The organism is Enterobacter cloacae complex sp.6700776, from assembly GCF_048284255.1.
Classification (GTDB): Bacteria; Pseudomonadota; Gammaproteobacteria; order Enterobacterales; family Enterobacteriaceae; genus Enterobacter; species Enterobacter intestinihominis.
This window is the reverse complement of sequence record NZ_JBLVYK010000001.1, coordinates 630,746-651,033: the sequence shown is the minus strand read 5'-3', so window position 1 is coordinate 651,033 and position 20,288 is coordinate 630,746. Positions and strand designations below refer to the sequence as shown.

19 protein-coding genes are annotated in these 20,288 nt (G+C 53.3%); 17 read left to right on the top strand and 2 right to left on the bottom strand.

Going from position 1 to position 20,288, the window contains the following annotated elements; translation table 11 throughout:
* The first annotated feature begins 32 nt into the window (after positions 1 to 32).
* The 8 genes from sad (at position 33) to ACNQ0T_RS03215 (ending at position 8,801) form a co-directional block, all read left to right on the top strand.
* Positions 33 to 1,415 (top strand): succinate-semialdehyde dehydrogenase, encoded by a 1,383-nt coding sequence (sad, locus tag ACNQ0T_RS03250; RefSeq protein ID WP_023300100.1) that lies wholly within the window; start codon positions 33 to 35, stop codon positions 1,413 to 1,415.
* Positions 1,416 to 1,542: 127 nt separating this feature from the next.
* Positions 1,543 to 3,132, top strand: a complete 1,590-nt coding sequence (locus ACNQ0T_RS03245) for a methyl-accepting chemotaxis protein (RefSeq protein ID WP_417929558.1) — start codon at positions 1,543 to 1,545, stop codon at positions 3,130 to 3,132.
* A 62-nt stretch (positions 3,133 to 3,194) separates the two neighbouring features.
* On the top strand, positions 3,195 to 4,121 hold the full coding sequence (gene glsB / locus ACNQ0T_RS03240; protein ID WP_022648113.1) for a glutaminase B: 927 nt from the start codon (positions 3,195 to 3,197) through the stop codon (positions 4,119 to 4,121).
* Complete coding sequence (locus tag ACNQ0T_RS03235) at positions 4,121 to 4,483, top strand: DUF4186 domain-containing protein (RefSeq protein ID WP_022648114.1); 363 nt, start codon at positions 4,121 to 4,123, stop codon at positions 4,481 to 4,483. The genes glsB and ACNQ0T_RS03235 overlap by 1 nt, the downstream gene beginning before the upstream one ends.
* Positions 4,484 to 4,541: 58 nt before the next feature.
* Positions 4,542 to 5,507, top strand: a complete 966-nt coding sequence (locus ACNQ0T_RS03230; RefSeq protein WP_022648115.1) for a sensor domain-containing diguanylate cyclase — start codon at positions 4,542 to 4,544, stop codon at positions 5,505 to 5,507.
* Positions 5,508 to 5,589: 82 nt separating this feature from the next.
* Positions 5,590 to 6,117: a GNAT family N-acetyltransferase gene (locus tag ACNQ0T_RS03225; protein WP_063145910.1), complete on the top strand. Its 528-nt coding sequence runs from the start codon at positions 5,590 to 5,592 to the stop codon at positions 6,115 to 6,117.
* Positions 6,118 to 6,233: 116 nt separating this feature from the next.
* Entirely contained in the window at positions 6,234 to 7,685 is a 1,452-nt protein-coding gene (locus ACNQ0T_RS03220; protein ID WP_417929555.1) for a tagaturonate reductase, read from the top strand.
* A 201-nt stretch (positions 7,686 to 7,886) separates the two neighbouring features.
* Positions 7,887 to 8,801 carry a bestrophin family protein gene (locus ACNQ0T_RS03215; RefSeq protein ID WP_003857155.1) on the top strand — a complete coding sequence of 305 codons (915 nt, stop codon included), beginning with the start codon at positions 7,887 to 7,889 and terminating at the stop codon, positions 8,799 to 8,801.
* On the opposite strand, the gene ACNQ0T_RS03210 is transcribed toward ACNQ0T_RS03215, so the two are convergent.
* Entirely contained in the window at positions 8,789 to 9,337 is a 549-nt protein-coding gene (locus ACNQ0T_RS03210; RefSeq protein ID WP_154051264.1) for a GNAT family N-acetyltransferase, read from the bottom strand. The genes ACNQ0T_RS03215 and ACNQ0T_RS03210 overlap by 13 nt on opposite strands.
* Before the next feature lie 444 nt (positions 9,338 to 9,781).
* On the opposite strand from ACNQ0T_RS03210, the gene ACNQ0T_RS03205 reads away from it, so the two are divergent.
* The 9 genes from ACNQ0T_RS03205 (at position 9,782) to ACNQ0T_RS03165 (ending at position 19,503) form a co-directional block, all read left to right on the top strand.
* Entirely contained in the window at positions 9,782 to 10,114 is a 333-nt protein-coding gene (locus ACNQ0T_RS03205) for a hypothetical protein (RefSeq protein WP_074134676.1), read from the top strand.
* 497 nt (positions 10,115 to 10,611) lie between these two features.
* On the top strand, positions 10,612 to 11,256 hold the full coding sequence (locus tag ACNQ0T_RS03200) for a CPBP family intramembrane glutamic endopeptidase (RefSeq protein ID WP_417929553.1): 645 nt from the start codon (positions 10,612 to 10,614) through the stop codon (positions 11,254 to 11,256).
* 14 nt (positions 11,257 to 11,270) lie between these two features.
* Positions 11,271 to 12,524, top strand: a complete 1,254-nt coding sequence (locus ACNQ0T_RS03195; protein WP_032624257.1) for an HlyD family secretion protein — start codon at positions 11,271 to 11,273, stop codon at positions 12,522 to 12,524.
* On the top strand, positions 12,524 to 14,731 hold the full coding sequence (locus ACNQ0T_RS03190) for a peptidase domain-containing ABC transporter (protein ID WP_417929551.1): 2,208 nt from the start codon (positions 12,524 to 12,526) through the stop codon (positions 14,729 to 14,731). The genes ACNQ0T_RS03195 and ACNQ0T_RS03190 overlap by 1 nt, the downstream gene beginning before the upstream one ends.
* An 11-nt stretch (positions 14,732 to 14,742) precedes the next feature.
* Positions 14,743 to 14,970 carry a GNAT family N-acetyltransferase gene (locus ACNQ0T_RS03185; protein WP_254909581.1) on the top strand — a complete coding sequence of 76 codons (228 nt, stop codon included), beginning with the start codon at positions 14,743 to 14,745 and terminating at the stop codon, positions 14,968 to 14,970.
* 134 nt (positions 14,971 to 15,104) lie between these two features.
* Positions 15,105 to 16,100, top strand: a complete 996-nt coding sequence (locus ACNQ0T_RS03180) for an alpha/beta fold hydrolase (RefSeq protein ID WP_417929549.1) — start codon at positions 15,105 to 15,107, stop codon at positions 16,098 to 16,100.
* A gap of 44 nt (positions 16,101 to 16,144) precedes the next feature.
* Positions 16,145 to 16,885 (top strand): response regulator, encoded by a 741-nt coding sequence (locus tag ACNQ0T_RS03175; RefSeq protein WP_022648124.1) that lies wholly within the window; start codon positions 16,145 to 16,147, stop codon positions 16,883 to 16,885.
* Positions 16,882 to 18,177: an ATP-binding protein gene (locus tag ACNQ0T_RS03170; RefSeq protein ID WP_417929547.1), complete on the top strand. Its 1,296-nt coding sequence runs from the start codon at positions 16,882 to 16,884 to the stop codon at positions 18,175 to 18,177. The genes ACNQ0T_RS03175 and ACNQ0T_RS03170 overlap by 4 nt, the downstream gene beginning before the upstream one ends.
* Positions 18,178 to 18,312: 135 nt before the next feature.
* Entirely contained in the window at positions 18,313 to 19,503 is a 1,191-nt protein-coding gene (locus ACNQ0T_RS03165; protein ID WP_417929546.1) for a cytochrome c biogenesis protein/redoxin, read from the top strand.
* A 6-nt stretch (positions 19,504 to 19,509) separates the two neighbouring features.
* On the opposite strand, the gene tam is transcribed toward ACNQ0T_RS03165, so the two are convergent.
* Positions 19,510 to 20,268: a trans-aconitate 2-methyltransferase gene (gene tam, locus ACNQ0T_RS03160; RefSeq protein ID WP_276170223.1), complete on the bottom strand. Its 759-nt coding sequence runs from the start codon at positions 20,266 to 20,268 to the stop codon at positions 19,510 to 19,512.
* Positions 20,269 to 20,288: the final 20 nt, after the last annotated feature.

Genomic DNA, 20,288 nt, shown 5'->3' with positions numbered 1-20,288 from the left:
AATCAATCAACTGTTATTACATGGAGAACTTCATGACGTATTCATCTGCTACCCATGCCCACTCTGTCAACCCGGCTACCGGCGAAACGCTGGCTGCTTACCCGTGGGCAACGTCCGGTGACGTTGAACGTGCCATTGCGCAGGCGGATACCGGTTTTCGTCAGTGGCGACGCGAAAGCGTAGCGCACCGGGCGCAAAAACTTCGCGATCTGGGTGCGGCGCTGCGTAGCCGTGCGGAAGAGATGGCGCAGACTATCTCCCGGGAGATGGGCAAGCCCATTGGGCAGGCGCGTGCGGAGGTGGCTAAGTCCGCCAGCCTTTGCGACTGGTACGCTGAATACGGCCCGGCAATGCTGCGCCCGGAATCTACCCAGGTCGACAATGCGGTGATTGAGTACCGTCCGCTGGGGCCTATTCTGGCGGTGATGCCGTGGAACTTCCCGCTCTGGCAGGTGCTGCGCGGTGCGGTGCCGATCCTGCTGGCAGGGAACAGCTATCTGCTTAAACATGCGCCAAATGTGCTCGGCTCGGCGGAGCTGATCGGGAAGGTGTTCGCGGATGCCGGTTTCCCGGAGGGGATCTTTGGCTGGGTGAACGCGACAAATGACGGCGTCAGCCAGGCGATTAACGATCGGCGTATCGCGGCGGTGACCGTAACCGGCAGCGTTCGGGCTGGTGCGGCAATTGGCGCGCAGGCGGGCGCGGCGCTGAAGAAATGCGTGCTGGAGCTGGGCGGCTCCGATCCGTTTATCGTTCTGAATGATGCCGATCTGGATCTGGCTGTCAACGCGGCCGTGGCCGGACGTTATCAGAATACCGGACAAGTTTGCGCGGCGGCGAAACGCTTTATTGTGGAAGCGGGCGTGGCGGACACCTTTACCCAACGCTTTGTTGACGCGGTCAAGGCGCTGAAAATGGGCGCACCGGATGAGGAAGATAACTATATTGGCCCGATGGCGCGATTTGATCTTCGCGATGAACTGCATCAGCAGGTACAGGCTACGCTGGCGGAAGGGGCGACCCTGCTGCTCGGCGGCGAGAAGCTTGCCGGGACCGGTAACTTTTATGCGCCAACCGTACTCGGCGACGTCACCCCACAGATGACGGCCTTCCGTCAGGAGCTGTTTGGCCCGGTGGCTGCGATTACCGTCGCCAATGATGCGTCGCACGCGTTGCAGCTGGCTAACGACAGCGACTTTGGCTTATCAGCGACGGTCTTTACCGCGAACGATGCGCTGGCTGAAACCTTCTCTCGCGAGCTGGAGTGCGGCGGAGTCTTTATCAATGGCTACAGCGCAAGCGATGCGCGCGTTGCGTTTGGCGGAGTGAAGAAGAGCGGCTTCGGGCGAGAGCTTTCACATTTCGGTCTGCATGAGTTCTGTAACGTTCAGACGGTCTGGAAGGATCGCGTGTAATGTTGATGCCGGGTAGGGCAAGGCCGCTACCCGGCAATTCACGTTTCCTGTCATTATTTTGCAATGGTTCTGTCATTTTCGTTTCGTAGACTCGCTCGCGTCTAACGTATTGTTACAGAAGAAAATTATGAACCTAACGCAAATTTTTCGTCGTCTTGCGCAGCGCTTTTTTCCTCGTCAGTTTGGCCTGCTGACCGGCATCTTTTGTATTATCGGCCTTTTCTCCGCCCTGCAACTTTCATCCTCCTTCCTGCTTACCGCCTCCCTGAATCAAGCCCAGCGTAACGAACAGCGCAATCAGCTGGCCTGGCAGCAACAGAGCAGGCTGGATCAGGCGCGTATTTCGCTGCTTGCGGCGAGCGATCTGCTCAACCGCTCCGGGGTGTACTTTATGCAGGATAAAGAGACCGGTTCGGAAGGGAGCTGGCATAGCCTGATGGACGAGGCGCAAAAATCCCTGGCGGCGTCTCAGCAGGCATGGCAAGCCTGGCTCGCGCTTAATCCTCCGCAGGACGAGGGGCTTGTTAATAGCTATCAGCAGTTCTTCGGTGCCATTAGCGAGCAGGCGGAAGGGCTGGTGAAAACCAACAGCATCGACCTCTTTTTCGCCGTACCCGCCCAGGCGTTTCAGACCGATTTTAATGACAACTTTGCACGTTATCAGCAACGGAGTGAGAAGCAGGCGATACATGGGCGTCAGTCGCTCATGGAACAACTCTCAGGCCTGCAACGGCTGTTCCTGTTTGCGCCGCTGGTGCTGCTGGCTATTGCCATTGCCGTCTGGTTTGCAATGGCGAAATGGGTGATATCCCCGCTACGCCGTCTGATTGTCCATATTAACCAGCTTGCGGCAGGGGATTTGTCGGGAATACCCCCTGACGTTGTGCGTTTTAACCGTGAAATCAGCCAGCTCAGCGGCAGTATTACCGCCATGCAGCGCGGGCTCCAGCAACTGGTGACTCAGGTCAGCGAGGCCACTACCTCTATGGTCGAAAATATCGGGTCACTTGCGCAGGGGAACCAGAAGCTTTATCAGCAGTCCACACGACAGGCCAAAGAGCTGGAGGAGGTGACCGCGCATATCGCCGATCTCGAAACCCACGTTGAGGGGAACACGGGTTATGCAAAACTCGCCCGCTCGCGCGCGGATGAAGCCCGACAGGCTGCCGTCGGCGGGGAGCAAATGATGACAGCGGTGAATGGCTCGATGCAGACGATCGTCGACCGATCCTCAGAGATGCGTGGGATCGTCGCCATGATCGACAGCGTGGCGTTTCAGACCAATATTCTGGCCCTCAACGCTGCCATTGAAGCCGCCCATGCGGGAGAACAGGGGCGCGGGTTCGCGGTGGTCGCCCGTGAAGTGGGGCTGCTGGCCAGAAAAAGCAGTCACTCTACGCAAACCATCCAGTCGCTAATTAACCACTCGCTACAGGGCATTGAAGAAGGTTCTCAGGTGGTAAACCGTCTGGAAGAAAATCTCCAGCAGGTCACCGGGCTGGTGGCCAATCTGAGTAGCCTGCTGAATGATATTTCGCTGGCCACTCTAAATCAGGGGGAAAGCATTCATCAGATGACGCGCCAACTTCAGGCGCTGAATCAGGTATCGCGTCAGACAGATGTGCTGGTTAGCGAAGCGTCGAATGCCTCTGAGCGCCTGCATCGGGAGTCAGATCTTTTGTTGCAGGCCGTCTCGCGTTTTCGTCTCCCTGCCTGACGTGACGTATAAGCCTCTGTTATACTCGCAGCCCGTTTTAGCCTGAGGGCAAGGAGCAAAGTGTGGCTGCGGTCATCCATAATGAGATGCTGGACGAGATTCTGGCGCAGGTTCGTCCGTTACTGGGGCAGGGTAAGGTTGCCGATTACATTCCCGCGCTGGCCTCGATCAGCGGTAATAAGCTCGGCATCGCCATTTGTACTGTCGACGGGCAGCGTTTTCAGGCGGGAGATGCACTGGAGCGCTTTTCAATTCAGTCGATCTCAAAAGTGCTTAGCCTCGTTGCCGCCATGCGCCAGTATGACGAGCAGGAGATCTGGCAGCGGGTGGGCAAAGATCCCTCCGGTCAGCCCTTCAACTCCCTTCTCCAGCTTGAAATCGAACAGGGTAAGCCGCGCAACCCGTTTATCAACGCCGGGGCGCTGGTGGTGTGCGATATGCTGCAAAGCCGTCTGAGCGCGCCGCGCCAGCGTATGCTCCAGATTGTGCGGCAGCTTTCCGGCGTGCAGGACATCGCCTACGATCCGGTGGTAGCGCGCTCTGAGTTTGAACACTCTGCACGTAACGCCGCCATCGCCTGGCTGATGAAGTCCTTCGGCAACTTTCATAATGATGTCGCCACGGTTCTGCAAAACTATTTTCATTACTGCGCCCTGAAGATGAACTGCGTTGAACTGGCGCAGACTTTTCTGTTTCTGGCGCATCAGGGCCATGCCCCGCATCTGGACGAGGACGTTGTCTCCCCGATGCAGGCCCGGCAGATCAACGCCTTAATGGCAACCAGCGGAATGTATCAGAACGCCGGGGAGTTTGCCTGGCGCGTGGGGCTGCCGGCTAAATCCGGCGTTGGCGGTGGCGTCGTGGCCATTGTTCCGCACGAGATGGCGATTGCCGTCTGGAGCCCGGAACTGGACGAGACCGGCAACTCACTGGCGGGCGTCGCGGCGCTGGAACAGCTGACCAAACGCCTTGGACGGTCCGTATACTGATGTCCACGTTAGATCCTCTGTTCACGCGCCTGGCTCGCTCCACGTTTCGTTCACGATTTCATTTAGGGATGAAAGAGCGGCAATACTGCTGGGATAAGGGCGCGGACACTATCGATAAGCATGCCGCTGATTTTGTCGCCGCGCGGCTGGCGCCTGCACACCCGGTGAATGACGGTAAGCAGACGCCGATGCGCGGCCATCCGGTTTTTATCGCCCAGCATGCCACGGCAACCTGCTGCCGGGGCTGTCTGGCTAAGTGGCATGCTATCCCGCAGGGCGTGCCGCTGAGTGCGCAGCAGCAACAGTATATCGTCAACGTGATCCATCATTGGCTGGTCATTGAGGTAAATCGTGCCTCCTGAACTGACAATGTCTCTGTTTAAGCTACGCTTTTACTAATGCTCAGCGTCAGGAGACGTCATGAAAGCACCTCTAATTCCCGTGAATGAAACGGAGCGCATGAATGCGCTGCGCGAGTCCGGTCTGCTTGAGATCGACAATTATCCCGCGTTTGATCGTCTCACGCGGCTGGCAACACGCTTTTTCAGGGTGCCGCTGGCGATGATTACGCTGGTGGATGACCACGCTGCGATCGTGAAATCTGCCGACGGCCGGGCACTCGCCAGCCAGCCTCGCGATCTCTCGTTTTGTGGTCATACGATCCTGGGTGACGCGCCGCTGGTGGTGGCTGACACGCTGCTGGACGAACGCTTTGCGGATAATCCGCAGGTGGCGGGAGATCCGGGCGTGCGCTTTTATGCCGGTTTCCCGCTGCGTTTACGTGACGGGGCGTGCGTAGGATCGTTGTGTCTCATTGATTACGCACCGCGTGAGTTTACCGCGGCGGATTCCGCCGTACTGGCCGATCTCAGCGCGCTGGCAGAAGATGAATTTGCAGCCGTTAGCGCCGCCACGACCGATGAACTCACGGGCCTGTTTAACCGACGCGGGTTTAACCAGTTTGCGCAGTTTGCACTGTCGGTTTCGCAGCGTAGGGCAGAACCGTTAACGCTTGGCTGGCTGGATCTGGACCATTTCAAAACCATTAACGATCGCTTCGGGCATCAGGAGGGCGACAAGGCCCTGAAAGCGATGGCCGCCCTGATGCGCTCCTCATTCCGCGAGGCCGATATGCTGGTGCGTTTCGGGGGAGATGAGTTCGCGGTGCTGTTTGCGGATACCGATGAGCCTGGCGCCTGGATCGCCATGCAGTATCTTGTCGAACAAACGGAGAAGTATAACGCGCGTCAGCTGCATCCCTGGTCGTTACAGTTCTCCTGGGGGCTGAGCGAGTTCGATCATCACCGCAACGATATGCAGGCATGGTTAAAACACGCGGATGCGCAAATGTACGCCATGAAGCGGCAACATCACGGCGAAAAATGACATAACGAAATCCTATGTCATCGCTTATTGCGTAACAAAAATGTTAATAGCAAAGTGGAGAGATTCAACCTAAGGACGCGCAATGAACTCTCCCATGCTGATTAAACCTCTCTCCCGACAGGACATCCTCACCCACATTGATGCCCTGAGCGATATCCTCGTCAACTGTGTAAACGGCGGCGCCTCCGTCAGCTTTATGCTGCCTTTTTCTCCCGAGAAAGCCCAAACCTTCTGGCTCGGCGTCGCAGACAGCGTCGGGCGCGACGAGCGTACCGTCCTGGGCTGTTTTGACGCGGAGCAGGGGCTGGTTGGCACGGTCCAGCTGATCACCGACCAGCCGGAAAACCAGCCGCACCGCGCAGATGTCGCGAAACTTCTGGTACATGGGAAGGCGCGCCGTAAAGGTGCGGCAATGGCGCTGATGGAAGCCCTGGAGGCGGTTGCGCGTGAAAAAGCGCTTACGGTGCTGGTGCTTGATACCTCGACCGGCAGCGGCGCGGAGACGTTTTATCAGAGAGCGGGCTGGCAAAAGGCGGGGGAGATCCCACGCTACGCCCTGATGCCGAACGGGGACATGACGGCGACCTCGGTGTTCTATAAATTTCTTTGATATTTTTCACCATCGCGTCCTGAGTTGATCCAGACAGGGGTTCTGGTCCTGAAGTTTTGATAAGTTATCACACCAATCTTATCAGGCTGTATGACTAATCATAAAGGACCTCCATTGTGAACACACTCAACCGTCGTGATTTCCCCGGTGCGCGCTACCCTGAACGTATCATCCAGTTTGGCGAAGGTAACTTCCTCCGCGCGTTCGTTGACTGGCAAATCGACCTCTTAAACGAGCATACCGATCTCAATGCAGGTGTGGTGATTGTGCGGCCGATCCAGAGTGATTTTCCGCCGTCGCTGAGCACCCAGGATGGTCTGTATACCACGATTATTCGTGGTCTGAATGAGGAGGGGGATGCGGTAAGCGATGCGCGTCTTATTCGTTCCGTGAATCGTGAAATCAGCGTCTACAGCCAGTACGATGAATTCCTGAAACTCGCCCATAACCCGGAGATGCGGTTTGTCTTCTCCAATACCACGGAGGCGGGGATCGGCTATCACGCGGGCGATAAGTTTGACGATGCGCCAGCTGTCAGCTATCCGGCCAAACTGACGCGTCTGCTGTTCGAACGCTTTACCCACTTTAACGGGGCTGCGGATAAAGGCTGGATTATCATTCCTTGCGAACTCATCGACTACAACGGCGATGCCCTTCGTGAACTGGTGCTGCGCTATGCACAGGAGTGGGCGCTGCCGGCGGCATTCATTGCGTGGCTGAATGATGCTAACACCTTCTGTTCGACGCTGGTTGACCGCATTGTTACCGGCTATCCGCGTGATGAGGTGGCAGAGCTGGAAGTCGGTCTGGGCTATCACGACAGCTTCCTCGACACGGCGGAACATTTCTATCTGTTTGTTATTCAGGGCCCGAAATCACTTGCAGCTGAACTGCGCCTGAATAAATACCCGCTCAACGTCCTGATTGTTGACGATATCAAGCCGTATAAAGAGCGTAAGGTGGCGATCCTCAACGGCGCGCACACGGCGCTGGTTCCGGTCGCTTTTCAGGCCGGGCTGGATACGGTAGGGGAAGCCATGAACGACGCGGAAATTTGCGCGTTCGTAGAGAAGGCTATTTATGAGGAAATTATTCCCGTCCTGGATCTGCCGCGCGACGAGCTGCACTCCTTCGCCAGTGCCGTAACGGGGCGTTTCCGTAATCCGTACATTAAGCATCAGCTGCTGTCGATTGCACTGAACGGGATGACCAAGTACCGCACCCGCATTCTGCCGCAACTGCTGGCAGGGCAGAAGGCGACCGGCAAACTGCCAGCACGTCTGACCTTTGCTCTGGCGGCGCTGATTGCATTTTACCGTGCCGAGCGCAACGGTGAGCGCTATCCGGTGCAGGACGATGCGCACTGGCTTGAACGTTACCAGCAGTTGTGGACGCAACATCACGACAAACAGGTCACTACCCGTGAACTGGTATCGTCGGTGTTAAGCGTGAGCGAACACTGGGAACAGGATCTCACTCTGGTTAATGGACTGGTAGAACAGGTTGCGCTGGATCTGGATGCGATTTTAAGCAAAGGCATGCGTGATGCGGTGAAACCGCTCTGCTAATCATAATGCCCGGCGTTTGCCGGGTTTTTTAAAGACCCATTTAGTTACAACATACTATACGTTCTTTTTTTAGAAAGCACTTGCGGCACCGTGCGGTTCAGGCTTAACAGGTCAGAAAATGCAATGAACTATTAACATGCTTGCAACCGTGAGGGGGATCACGTTTAATAGGCCGCGCTCTTTACTTTTCTGAAGCTGATTATGATTGTTCGTCCTCAACAGCACTGGCTGCAACTGATTTTTGTCTGGCATGGTTCGGTACTTCCCAAAATTTATACCCGACTGCTGCTTAACTTCCTGCTTTCCATCGCCGTGATTGTCATGCTGCCGTGGTACACCTCGCTGGGTATCCGGTTTACCGTCGCGCCGTTCAGCATTCTGGGTGTGGCTATCGCCATCTTCCTGGGGTTTCGCAATAACGCCTGTTATTCGCGCTACGTTGAGGCGCGTCTGCTTTGGGGGCAGTTGATGATAGCGGCGCGCTCGCTGTTTCGCGAGGTAAAAAACACCTTGCCGGATGATAAACATCTTGGTGAGTTTGTCCGCCTGCAAATCGCGTTTGCTAACTGTCTGCGAATGACCCTGCGCAGAGAAACCAATGCCGATCAGCTGTCCCGCTATCTGGCTCCAGACGATTTACGCAAAGTGATGGACGCCAACTCGCCGGCGAACCGTATCCTGCTGATCATGGGGGAGTGGCTGGCCGTGCGGCGGCGTAGCGGGCACCTTTCAGACATTCTGTTTCACAGCCTCAACAACCGCCTGAATGATATGTCCATCGTGCTGGCTGGCTGTGAGCGTATCGCCAATACGCCAGTCCCGTTTGCCTATACGCTGATCCTGCACCGGACGGTGTATCTGTTCTGCATCATGCTGCCGTTTGCGCTGGTCGTTGATCTGCATTACATGACGCCCTTTGTCTCTGCGCTGATTTCCTACACCTTTATCTCGCTGGACACGCTGGCGGAAGAGCTGGAAGATCCGTTTGGGACGGAAGATAACGATCTGCCGCTGGACGCCATCTGCAACATGATGGAGCGCGATCTGTTGCAGATGAACGATGAAGAGAACATCCCTGAAAGGCTAATGCCGGATAAGCATTATCAGCTGACCTGACGGGCATTCCACTCGTCGCGGGTGATTTCCCACAGCTCCGAATCCAGCAGGCCGCTGACATAGGCTTTCTTCTCTGTCCTGATGAGTCGCATGCCGCTGCTGTCTGAAATACGTCGGGAGCGGCTGTTGGCCGCCGCTTTCGGCGCGCGTAACACCGCTTTGTTAAGCGTATTGAACCAGTAATCCGTTGCCGCGATACTCGCCTCACGCATATATCCCTGGCCCTGAAATTCCGGCGCGAGCCAGAACCCCCTGTTGTTGTCCTCCACGTCATACAGGCAAATCAACCCCATCAGTTCGTCAGGCGCTTCGCGACGGCGAATCGTCCAGAACCACGCAATCCCTTTGGCCATGTCGGGCAGTGCAACGTTGTTGACATAATTTTCTGCACCGTTTTCCGGGTAGGGCCAGGGGACTGAAGCCACCATATAGCGGACAATTTCCCAGCGCGGATAGCGTTGCTGGATCTGGACGGCATCGGCGGCAACAAGGGGTTTAAGTAATAAGCGTTCTGTCGTAAACGTGGGTATCGTCATCCGGTGATCTCCATATTTGAGCGTTATCATTTGTTTGGGTTCTGATATTTCATCAATATCACATTCCAGTTGGTCGTGCTTTTGTTATTCAGATTTATCCATAAAGGAGTATGTAATGCCAAGAAAAGCCAGGCCCGAAGAAGCCGAAACACTCTGGCACGTCCGTAACGAAGCGATGCGCCATGGCTGTAAAATCTGTTACGACGCAGAAGTGATTGCGCGCTGGACGTCAGAAAAGATGCCTGAACATTACCGTACCTCCAGGTCGATTTCGTGTTATAGGCCTGCCCATGCAGGAGCTGAACTGCTCCCAAATGGAGCTACGGTTTACGAAGTTCAATAGCTTATTTACATTTGCTTACATAAATACACTTTCTTTACATTAAGTAATGTAAGATATTTTTTTAGCACAAAATGCAAAACTAAATTAAATGGAGATGATTTATGTCGAATATAAGAGCAATAAGCCTTAATGAGATAGCATTAGTAAGTGGCGGCAATGGAAGCGGTAATTATGAAGGTGCCGGTAGTCGTAACACCAGCTCTAAATCTGGTAATTCAAAAGGAAACAATGGCTCTATTTACAAGGGCGTTGACTCATGCGGCGCAGGAATCATCGGTGGTCTAATCGCCGGCTCTCCTGGGGGGCCAGTGGGTATGACCGCTGGGGTAATTGGTGGAGCTATAGCTGGCCAGTGCACAAAAGATAGTTTTTCAGATCGTGGTAGTAAAGATAAAAGTAATAATTACAACGGCCCCGGACAATGCCGTTGGTAAGTAATTTGAGTTGTGTGTGATAATAATTTAAAAGCTCATTATAACTGAATGTTATTCTAGGTGTTTCGATATTTAATGATTATTCGAAGTAGTCATGATTAGCTATTATTTTTGATAAAGTTAATGTAATCACAAGTATCGGGTTAAGCATGAAACAATTTTTAAATTTCCTAATTTACTTATTTTTTTTCATTATCGCATTTACCCTTTTGAAATACGCTGAAGTTCTTGAGTTTGACGAAGTATCACGGCCAGGGATTATATCAAGGTTTCTTATTGCGTTGATTGTATTAATAGCAGTAACTCGATGGGGCGTTAACTTGATGAATAGGTTTAAAAGTAAATAAAGTACACTCCGATAAAAATTGTTGTGTTGCAGAATGGAATCATTACAAATGTTCACTGAAGTTAAAGTGCATGATATCAAAAAATGATTACGATATCATAACCATATTTGTTGATTCTTATATAAAATATGAATTAATAATAGGTTGAACATGATAATCTTTAGGCATGTCTATCCATTCATTTATAGTAAGAAAAACGTAATTGTTCTTTTTATTGCGTCTGTTATCTCAATAATAATTACGTTATCGCCATCCATAACCCTCCGCTATCTTACTCTCGATGTGTCATTTTTCTTATTGTTTATTGCGGAATTTTCAATTGCATTTTTCTTGTATATTTTTTACTTAAGGAAGTTGGATGGTTTTAAATTACGCCCAAGTAGAGATTTAACTTCAATAAAATTTTCTATTGTTGTGTTGTTTGTCATTTTGCTGGTTCAGTATAATGTTTATCTTTACAGGGATAATTTATATCATTATGGACCTTCCCATATTAGTTTTATAGCATTTATAATAGCCACCTTCGTAGTCCCATATTATGAGGAGATTATATACAGGGGCTGTATCTTCGGTGTTTTCCACTCAATTTTTAATAAAAAGTATATTATCCCATGTATATTGACTTCATTGTCTTTTTGTCTGATGCATGGACAGTATTATAACATTTTAGATCAATCCATTCTTTTTTTGGTGTCAATATTGCTATTAATAGTTAGAATAAGAAGCAAAGGGCTTTTTTATCCTATTATAATTCATTCGTGCATGAATGCTTTTGTTTTGTCGTTAAATTTTTGAAGGGTATTTGGGATATGAATATCTTCAGGGAAGAGGCTTTAAATCATCAAACAGATTCTGATTATGGTGAGATTGTCTTACCTGCGTCATTCGGTTTATCAGTAAGCGCACTCACAACGTTATTCATATTTCTGTGCCTGATACTCTTTATTCTTTATGGTAGCTATACACGTAAGGCTCACCTTTCCGGAATCGTTATGCCCTCATCCGGGCTGGTAAAAATCACTCCTCAATATGCTGGCTACGTAACCAAATTGACCGCCTCAGAAGGTCAACACATTATTGCCGGTGAGACTCTTTATCATATCAGCGGTGAACATTTCAACGAACAGGGGGCAGGTACACTCGCTGCTATAAGACTTTCCCTACAAACTCAGTTTACAATGCTGACTTCTCAACAGACCCTGGAATTGCGTGACAACAGTCAGCAGCAGCATGCCATACAACAGCGAATAGTTTCCCTGAAACCTCAGGTTAAAAGTGCAGAAAAGCGTCTGTCACTTGCCGTGCATCAGGCTGCGCTGGCCGTGTCTGTTATGGAGCGCTATAAGAAACTTGCTGATACGCATTACGTATCAGATATCGAATACCAGCAGAAGCAGATTGACGTTTCAACGTCACAGCAAAACGTTGAGGATCAGCGTCAGGGGCTTCTGCAACTGCACACCGCGATGGAGGCTGCTAAAGACGACCTTGACCATCTCATCGTTCAGGGTGAAAGCCGGAAGGCTGAAATGGACAGGCAGTTGCAGGTGATCAGGCAACAGCAGGACGAACTGGCAGGTAAGGAAAATTTCACGCTGACTTCACCGGTATCCGGAACCGTTGCTGCCGTGCTGGTCAGACAGGGACAGTCTGTCAGGGCATCTGAACCTGTCATGACCCTCATTCCCGACAATGCCCGTTTGCAGATAGAACTCTATGCTACCAGTCAGAATGCTGGCTTTATTCAGGCGGGGCAGCGTGTTGCCCTGCGGTTCTCTGCCTTCCCCTATCAGAAGTTTGGTGTGCAGTACGGGACTATCCGTGAAATAAGCCATACAACGCTGACATCTTCTGATTTACTCTCCGTATCTCCTGTGACCTGGAAGGAGAATGAAGGTCATTACCGCGTCATCGTTGAACCTGAAAATACTTTTATTCTGGCTTATGGGAAACAGGAAGCCCTGCGCCCCGGCATGGTTCTTGAGGGGGATGTCAGCCTGGATACCCGCAATTTGTGGGAGTGGCTGACTGAGCCGCTCTGGAGCCTGAAAGGAAAGCTGTGATGGATACACTCAAATGGACCGGGAGAAAACAGCTTCCTCTCACCCGACAGACAGAGTCAGCGGAATGTGGTCTGGCATGCCTGGTCATGATGGCCTGCTGGCATGGTCTGCAAACAGACTTACCCACACTGCGCGAACGTTTCAGTATCAGCTCACAAGGGATGACCCTGCAGAGACTGACTGAATGTGCGGCCGGTATCGGATTATCCAGCCGGGCAGTTCGGCTGGAGCTTGAGGACCTAAGATCCCTTTATCTCCCGTGTATTCTCCACTGGAACATGAATCATTTTGTTGTGCTACATAAAGTTCGCGGAAGCAGGCTGGTTATTCATGATCCGGAAAAGGGAAAAGTAACGCTCTCCCTACAGGATGCTGGAAAACATTTCACCGGCGTCGCGCTGGAGCTGATGCCAGCCAGTGATTTTACCGCTCGGGATGAAAGGAAAAAAATCCATCTGCGCCAACTGACAGGTAAAACACCGGGTCTGTTGTCGGCAATGTCGCGAATTATCGTTTTTGCCGTGGCACTCGAAATCCTGACACTGGGAAGCCCGCTTCTCAACCAGCTGGTGATTGATGAAGTCCTGGTGGCTGCCGACCAGAGTTTGTTGACCGTCATTATTATTGCGCTTCTGCTGATGTCACTGACCCAGATGCTGCTGTCACTGGCCCGCCAGTGGGCGAGTATTACACTGTCCGTCAATTTTAACATGCAGTGGACAGCACGGGTTTTCCATCATCTGGTCCATCTTCCTCTGGCCTGGTTTGATGCACGCAGTAAGGGGAGTATTAATGCTCGTTTTGAGGCGGTAGATACCATCCAGCAGGCGCTGACTACGCAAGTGCTGGAAGGTATTCTGGATGTGTTGCTCGTGGTGACTGCGCTTTGCATGATGCTGCTGTACAGTCCTGAAATGACATTGATCGCCGTACTTGCAGCCATTTTCTATGGTGTGTTGAGGGCACTGTGGTATCCGTCCCTTCGACAGTCGGCAGAAGATGCCTGGGATGCAGGTGCCAAGGAGTCCGGGCATTTTCTTGAAACACTCAACGGGATCCTCAGCCTGAGAATTAACGGTGTGACGGCACATCGTGAGGCCGCCTGGCTGAATCTCAACGTTGCCCGCAGAAATACGCAGTTGCGTCAGAGCCGTCTGCTGATGTGCTATGACATTGCTCACACTCTTACCGGCAGCGTGGTATCAGCAATCATTTTGTGGAAAGGCGCCGGGGAGGTATTGAATGGTACCTTCACCGTCGGCATGCTGGTTGCTTATTTATCCTTTCAGACGCGTTTTTCTTCCAGTATCAGTAGCCTGACTGATAAGTTTTTTTCCTGGCGTATGCTCGATGTTTACAACGAACGACTGGCTGATATTGTACTGACCCCGACAGAAGGCCTTCAGCAACAGCCTTTTCGTGAGCATAACAACGCTTCGCACATTCCTTCTGTATCCCGCAGGGAGATGGATGAATATGCTCATGCTCCTCTAGTACTTGAGCACATCATCTTCAGCCACAAGGGAGGGGAAAATCCGATAATCGGCGGGGTGTCGCTGACACTCAATCCCGGAGAAGTCGTTGCCATTACAGGTAAATCCGGATGCGGGAAAACGACACTGGTGAAGCTTATCCTTGGGATCCACATCCCTGATGAGGGCAGGATCAGGGCATTTGGCATATTGCATACGCATCCGGATTATTTTCAGGTTCGTCAGCGTATCGGTACCGTACTGCAGGATGACCATCTTTTCAAAGGTTCTGTAGCAGATAACATTATTTTTTTCAGTGATGACCGAAATTATGAACGAATGATCCAGTGCGCAAGACTGGCACTTATCGACAGCGATGTTATGGCAATGCCGATGGGGTATCAGACGCTGATTGGTGAAACCGGCGGAGGGCTTTCCGGAGGACAAAAACAACGCATTCTGCTGGCAAGGGCGTTGTACAAGAAACCGGGATTCCTGTTACTGGATGAAGCGACCAGCCACCTTGATGTTGAGAGTGAAATCCGGATAAGCCAGACCTTACGTCAACTGGGGCTTCCTGTTCTGCTGATAGCCCATCGCCCGGAAACCATAGCCTCTGCAGACCGGGTTTTGTATCTGGCAGACGGCTACTTAACGGAGCTGAATCTCCAGCATACAGTCAATAATGGCGAGTCTGTTTGTGAATATACTAATGACGTGATGGCAAAAAATTAACCTTAACGTACATAATTTTCGATATCCAAACTTACCCCTATCTGGAAGATCTATTTGTTGACGCTGCCGAACGTGGCGCAGGGGCGGGTAAAGCGCTTATCGACGCCCTGATCGATGAGGGTAAGCGGGAAGGGTGGTCAAAACTCTACTGGGTAACCCGCATGCACAATCCGGCGCGTAAGCTGTATGACCACTATGGTGAAGCCGACGATTACGTCCGGTACCGAATCACCCCTTAACCGGGTTTGTATCACACTGTATCTGCGTCTGTGATACATACACAGGTATGCAATAAAACCGCATCCGCACACATCCTTTATACAAACGCATGGTGTTATATCTCCGTCAACTGAACTTACCCGGAGATAACATCATGTTTAATAAACTCGCATACTCAGCCGTCGCCCTGACCGTATCACTTGGCACTGTGATGTCCTGCCAGGCAGAAGCGACGGGTAAGGATTACGCGTCGGCCTTTAACCAGGTTAAACAGATTAACGCTGGCGATTTGAACGTCGGTTACGTCGATATCGGGCCGAAAGACGGGCAACCGGTGATCCTGCTGCATGGCTGGCCGTACGACATTCACAGTTATGCAGAAGTGGCCCCCGCGCTGGCCGCGAAGGGGTATCGTGTCATTGTGCCATCCCTGCGCGGGTACGGCACCACGCGCTTTATTTCTGATAAAACGCCGCGAAACGGCCAGCCTTCGGCAATGGCGAAAGACATCGTCAACCTGATGGACGCCCTGAATATCAAACAGGCGGTGTTTGCCGGTTATGACTGGGGGGCGCGTACGGCGGATATCGTTGCGGCGCTCTGGCCGGATCGAGTGAAATCGCTGGTCTCGGTAAGTGGCTACCTGATCAGCAGCCAGGCGATTGGCAAACAGCCTTTACCGCCGAAGGCAGAGGTTCAGTGGTGGTATCAGTTCTATTTCGCCACGCCGCGCGGTGCGGAAGGCTATGCTAAAAATACGCACGATTTTGCCCGGCTGATCTGGTCCCAGGCTTCGCCGGACTGGAAATTCAGCGATGCCACCTTCAATGCCAGCGCCAAATCCCTCGATAACCCGGACCACGTTGCCGTCACGCTCAGTAATTACCGCTGGCGTCTGGGTCTGGAAAAAGGGGAGCCTAAATATGACGCCTATGAACAAAAACTGGCGACGCTGCCGAACATTACGGTGCCGACCATCACCATCGAAGGCGGTAATAACGGGGCGCCACACCCTGCACCTGCGGCCTATGCCGGGAAATTTACCGGAAAATATGAGCACCGTACTTTCGGCGCAACGGTGGGCCACAACCCGCCGCAAGAAGATCCGCAGGACTTTGTTAAAGCAGTTGTCGACGCGGATAAGCTCTGATATGTGCTATTTTCAATCCGTTACCTCTTAATCAGGAGCCTGCGGTGGAGCATATTGATCACATCCTTGTCGTCGATGACGACAGGGATATTCGTGAACTGATTGTCGATTACCTCGTGAAATCCGGCTATCACGCCTCTGGTGCGGCGAACGGAAAAGAGATGCGCATGGTGCTCGACAAACAGCATATCGACCTGGTGGTGCTGGACGTGATGATGCCCGGTGATGATGGCCTGACGGTGTGTCGACAGCTGCGCAGCAGCAGGCATAAGGATCTGCCGATCCTGATGCTCACCGCGCGCAACGAGGACATGGACCGGATCCTGGGGCTGGAGATGGGCGCCGACGATTATGTGGTAAAACCGTTTGTGGCCCGCGAACTGCTGGCGCGTATCAAAACTATCCTGCGCCGTTTTCGTACTATGCCGCCTAATCTTCAGGTGACCGAGGCAGGGCGCCTGGTGGTGTTCGGTGAATGGCAGCTGGATACCGTGGCGCGTCATCTGATTGATAACGAGGGGATGGTTGTGGCGCTCAGCGGGGCGGAATATCGCCTTCTGCGTGTATTTCTCGATCATCCTCAACGGGTGCTGACCCGCGATCAACTGCTGAACCTGACGCAGGGACGTGATGCCGAGCTGTTTGAGCGTTCGATTGATCTCCTGGTGAGCCGCGTGCGACAGCGCCTGAATGAAGATGCCCGCTCGCCAGCCTACATTAAAACCGTTCGCAGCGAAGGCTACGTTTTTACTATGCCGGTGACCATCGTCGAGGCCAATGAATGACGCTGTGGCCCCGCACCTTACTGGCCCGGCTGCTGATCATTGTGCTGCTTGGACTCTTGCTGGCTAACGCGCTCAGCCTGACGCTGGTCATGGTTGAGCGAATGCACAGCGCGCGCACGGTTATGCTGGGCAATCTTGAGAATGACGTGGCGACCAGCGTGGCCATTCTCGACCGGCTTCCGGCCAAAGAGCGGCCAGAGTGGCTGGAACGGCTCGGTCGCGGTAATTATCGTTATATCCTTGGTCCCGGCGAGGCAGGCGCTGCGCCAACGGACAAGCGCTCGCGGGATGCGATTCGCACCCTGAAAGAGACGCTTTCAGTTCAATATCCGCTCCAGTTTACGGCAGTGCCGGGGCCTGTTTCCCACATTCAGGCCCATCTGACGCTCCGCGACGGCGCACCGCTCACTATCGATCTGATCCCGCGCATGCCGCCAGTCGCCAGCTGGTTACCCGTGGTGCTGGTTCTTCAGTTGTTACTTGTCGCGCTCTGCTCCTGGATTGCCGTGCGCCAGGTTGTCCGGCCTTTCCTGCAATTCACGCGCGCGGTTGATTCCCTCGATCCTGCGGCCCATTCTCCTATGACTGAAAAAGGTCCGGTTGAGGTGCGACAGGCGGCGCAGGCTTTTAATGAGATGCAGTCGCGGATACAAACTTATCTGCGTGAACGCGCGCAGATTCTGGCGTCCATTTCTCACGATCTTCAGACGCCCATCACGCGTATGAAGCTGCGGGTCGAAATGGCGGATCAGCCCGAGCTCCACGATAAGTTGTTGAGCGACCTGGATAATATGTCGCGCCTGGTACGGGAGGGGATTGCCTATGCCCGGTCATCAGAATCACTGGAAGAGACCACGCTGAAGCTGGAGCTGAACGCGTGGGTTAACAGCATCGCCAGTGATTATCAGGACATTGGTAAAAACGTGCAGTTTCATGCACGCAATGCGCGTCTGCCGATCGTTACTCGTCCACAGGCATTACGCAGGGTAATGACCAACCTGCTGGATAATGCGCTGAAGTTTGGCGATAGCGCGGTAATAGAGATTGATGAAGATGAAAGGCAGGTCGCGATCCACATTATGGATAACGGCCCCGGCATCCCGGAGGCAGAACTGGAGGCGGTGTTACAGCCGTTCTACCGGGTTGAAACGTCGCGCAACCGCGAAACGGGCGGCACCGGGTTAGGCCTCGCCATTGCCGCGCAGCTCACCGCCCAGCTTGACGGGAAATTGCATCTTGCAAACCGGGCAGAGGGCGGGCTGGCCGTAAGCGTGACTCTTCCGCGCGGTTAATTGTACGCCTGTGTATCTGCACCCCGTGCCGATACGCAGGCAGACAAAATTCAGCTTTTCGCACACGGCCTGAACACATTCGTACGTTGAAATGACCTCACTGCACCTTCGCAGCAACCGTATCGTGAGGTCGTTATGTTTCTGATAATCGCTTTTTTAGGCGGCATGATTAGCCTGGTCAGTCCGTGCACGCTTCCCGTCATTCCTCTGCTGTTCGCTGGCTTTCAGGGGCAGCGCAAACACATTCTGGCGCTTCTGGCGGGAATGATTGTGATGTTCACGTTGGTGGCGATGGTAGTAACGGTTGCCAGCGAGTGGATCGCTGACGCCACCGTTATCGGTCGCTGGATTGCGCTGCTGATACTGAGCATTGCCGCCCTGGCCCTGATCTTCCCGCAGTTCGCTCAGCGCATTGCCCGCCCGGCGGTCAGCGCGGGAAATGTTCTCAACACCCACAGCATGCAGCGACACGGCCTGGTTTCGGCTTTTCTGGCAGGGCTGGCCGTTGGGCTGCTGTGGTCCCCCTGTGCCGGACCGATTCTCGGGGCGATCTTCAGCATTAATATTGCGGGCCACTCGGCTATCGCAACCGGAGCGCTGTTAGCCGCTTACGGCAGTGGGTGCGCGTTGATGCTGGGGCTGCTTGTCGCGGGGGGCCGTAAGCTGATAACCCCTCTGAGAGCCAAATCCGCATTGATGGCGCGTTTGCGTCAGGGAGCGGGAGTGATGATGTTAGCTGCCGTTGCGTTCAACGCCAGCGGGATGACCTCAGCCCTGAAAGGTGCCAACGGTATTGCCGACCAGCTGGAAAACGCTCTGTTGAGCTTTGCGCAACCATCCTCCACGCAGGTGAAACTGCGACCGATCGCTGACGCAATGCCGAGCAGCCAGCTACCGACATTAAGCGGCGGTACGGGCTGGGTAAACGGTGACCCTGTCACGTCTAAGGCGTTGCGGGGGAAAGTTGTGCTTATCGATTTCTGGACCTGGGACTGTATCAACTGCCAGCATACCCTTCCGCATGTTCGAGACTGGGCGAAGAAATATGAGTCACAAGGTCTGGTGGTGATTGGCGTCCACACCCCTGAATACCCCTGGGAAAAGCCGTTATCATCGGTGAAAAACGCGGTCAACGAATGGCAGTTGCCGTACCGCGTAGTGACGGATAATAACTACAAAATCTGGAGCGCGTTCGGTAATCAGTACTGGCCAGCACATTACTATTTCGATGCGAAAGGGCAACTGCGTTACACCTCGTTTGGCGAAGGCAACTACGACAAGCAGGAGGCTGTAATTCAGCATTTGCTCAAGGAAGCGCGTTCCTGATTCGGCTTACGGAACCCGCTGAGCAACCATAAACAGGCGCGGAAAAGCCAGCAGTATCTGCCCGTTCTCCTGGAGCGGATACTGCTCTTCCAGCAGCTCGAGGTAGCGTTTCAGAAAGTTTTGCTGCTCGCTCTCGTTGAGATCCTGTAGCCACGGCCGTAACCCCGTCGCGCTGACCCAGTCAATAATCGCCTGATGAGAGCTCATCTGATGAAAGTAGGTGGTGCGCCAGATATCCACGTCGCATCCCGCGTCCGTCAGAATATCATAGTAGGCATGAATACCCGGCAGTTGCTCGCGGCCACGATCGGGGTAGCCCTGTTCCCAGGCAACTTCACGCATCAGGGCATGCGTCGGTTCAAGCCAGTTGTCAGGCATTTGTATCGCCAGCACGCCGTTTAACTGGAGCAGTGAAACCAGATGCGGCAGAAGGTGGTAATGGTCCGGGATCCATTGCAGGGAAGCATTGGCGTAGATCAGGCTGAGAGGCTGGTCAGGTTTGTAGCAACGGATATCCGCCTCAACAAAGTGGCAGTCTGGCAGGGCCTGTCGGGCTTCCTCCAGCATCGCCGGGGAGTTATCCACACCGGCTATCTGCGCTGAAGGCCAGCGTTGTTTCAGCAGCGCGGTGCTGTTGCCTGGCCCGCAGCCCAAATCCACGCCAGAGGTTATGTCAGCAAGCGGCACCCGGGCCAGTAACTCAGCGGCGGGACGTGTGCGTTCTGCGCTGTATTGTAGATATAGAGAAGGATCCCAGTCGGCCATTTTCGCATCTCCATGTTGAG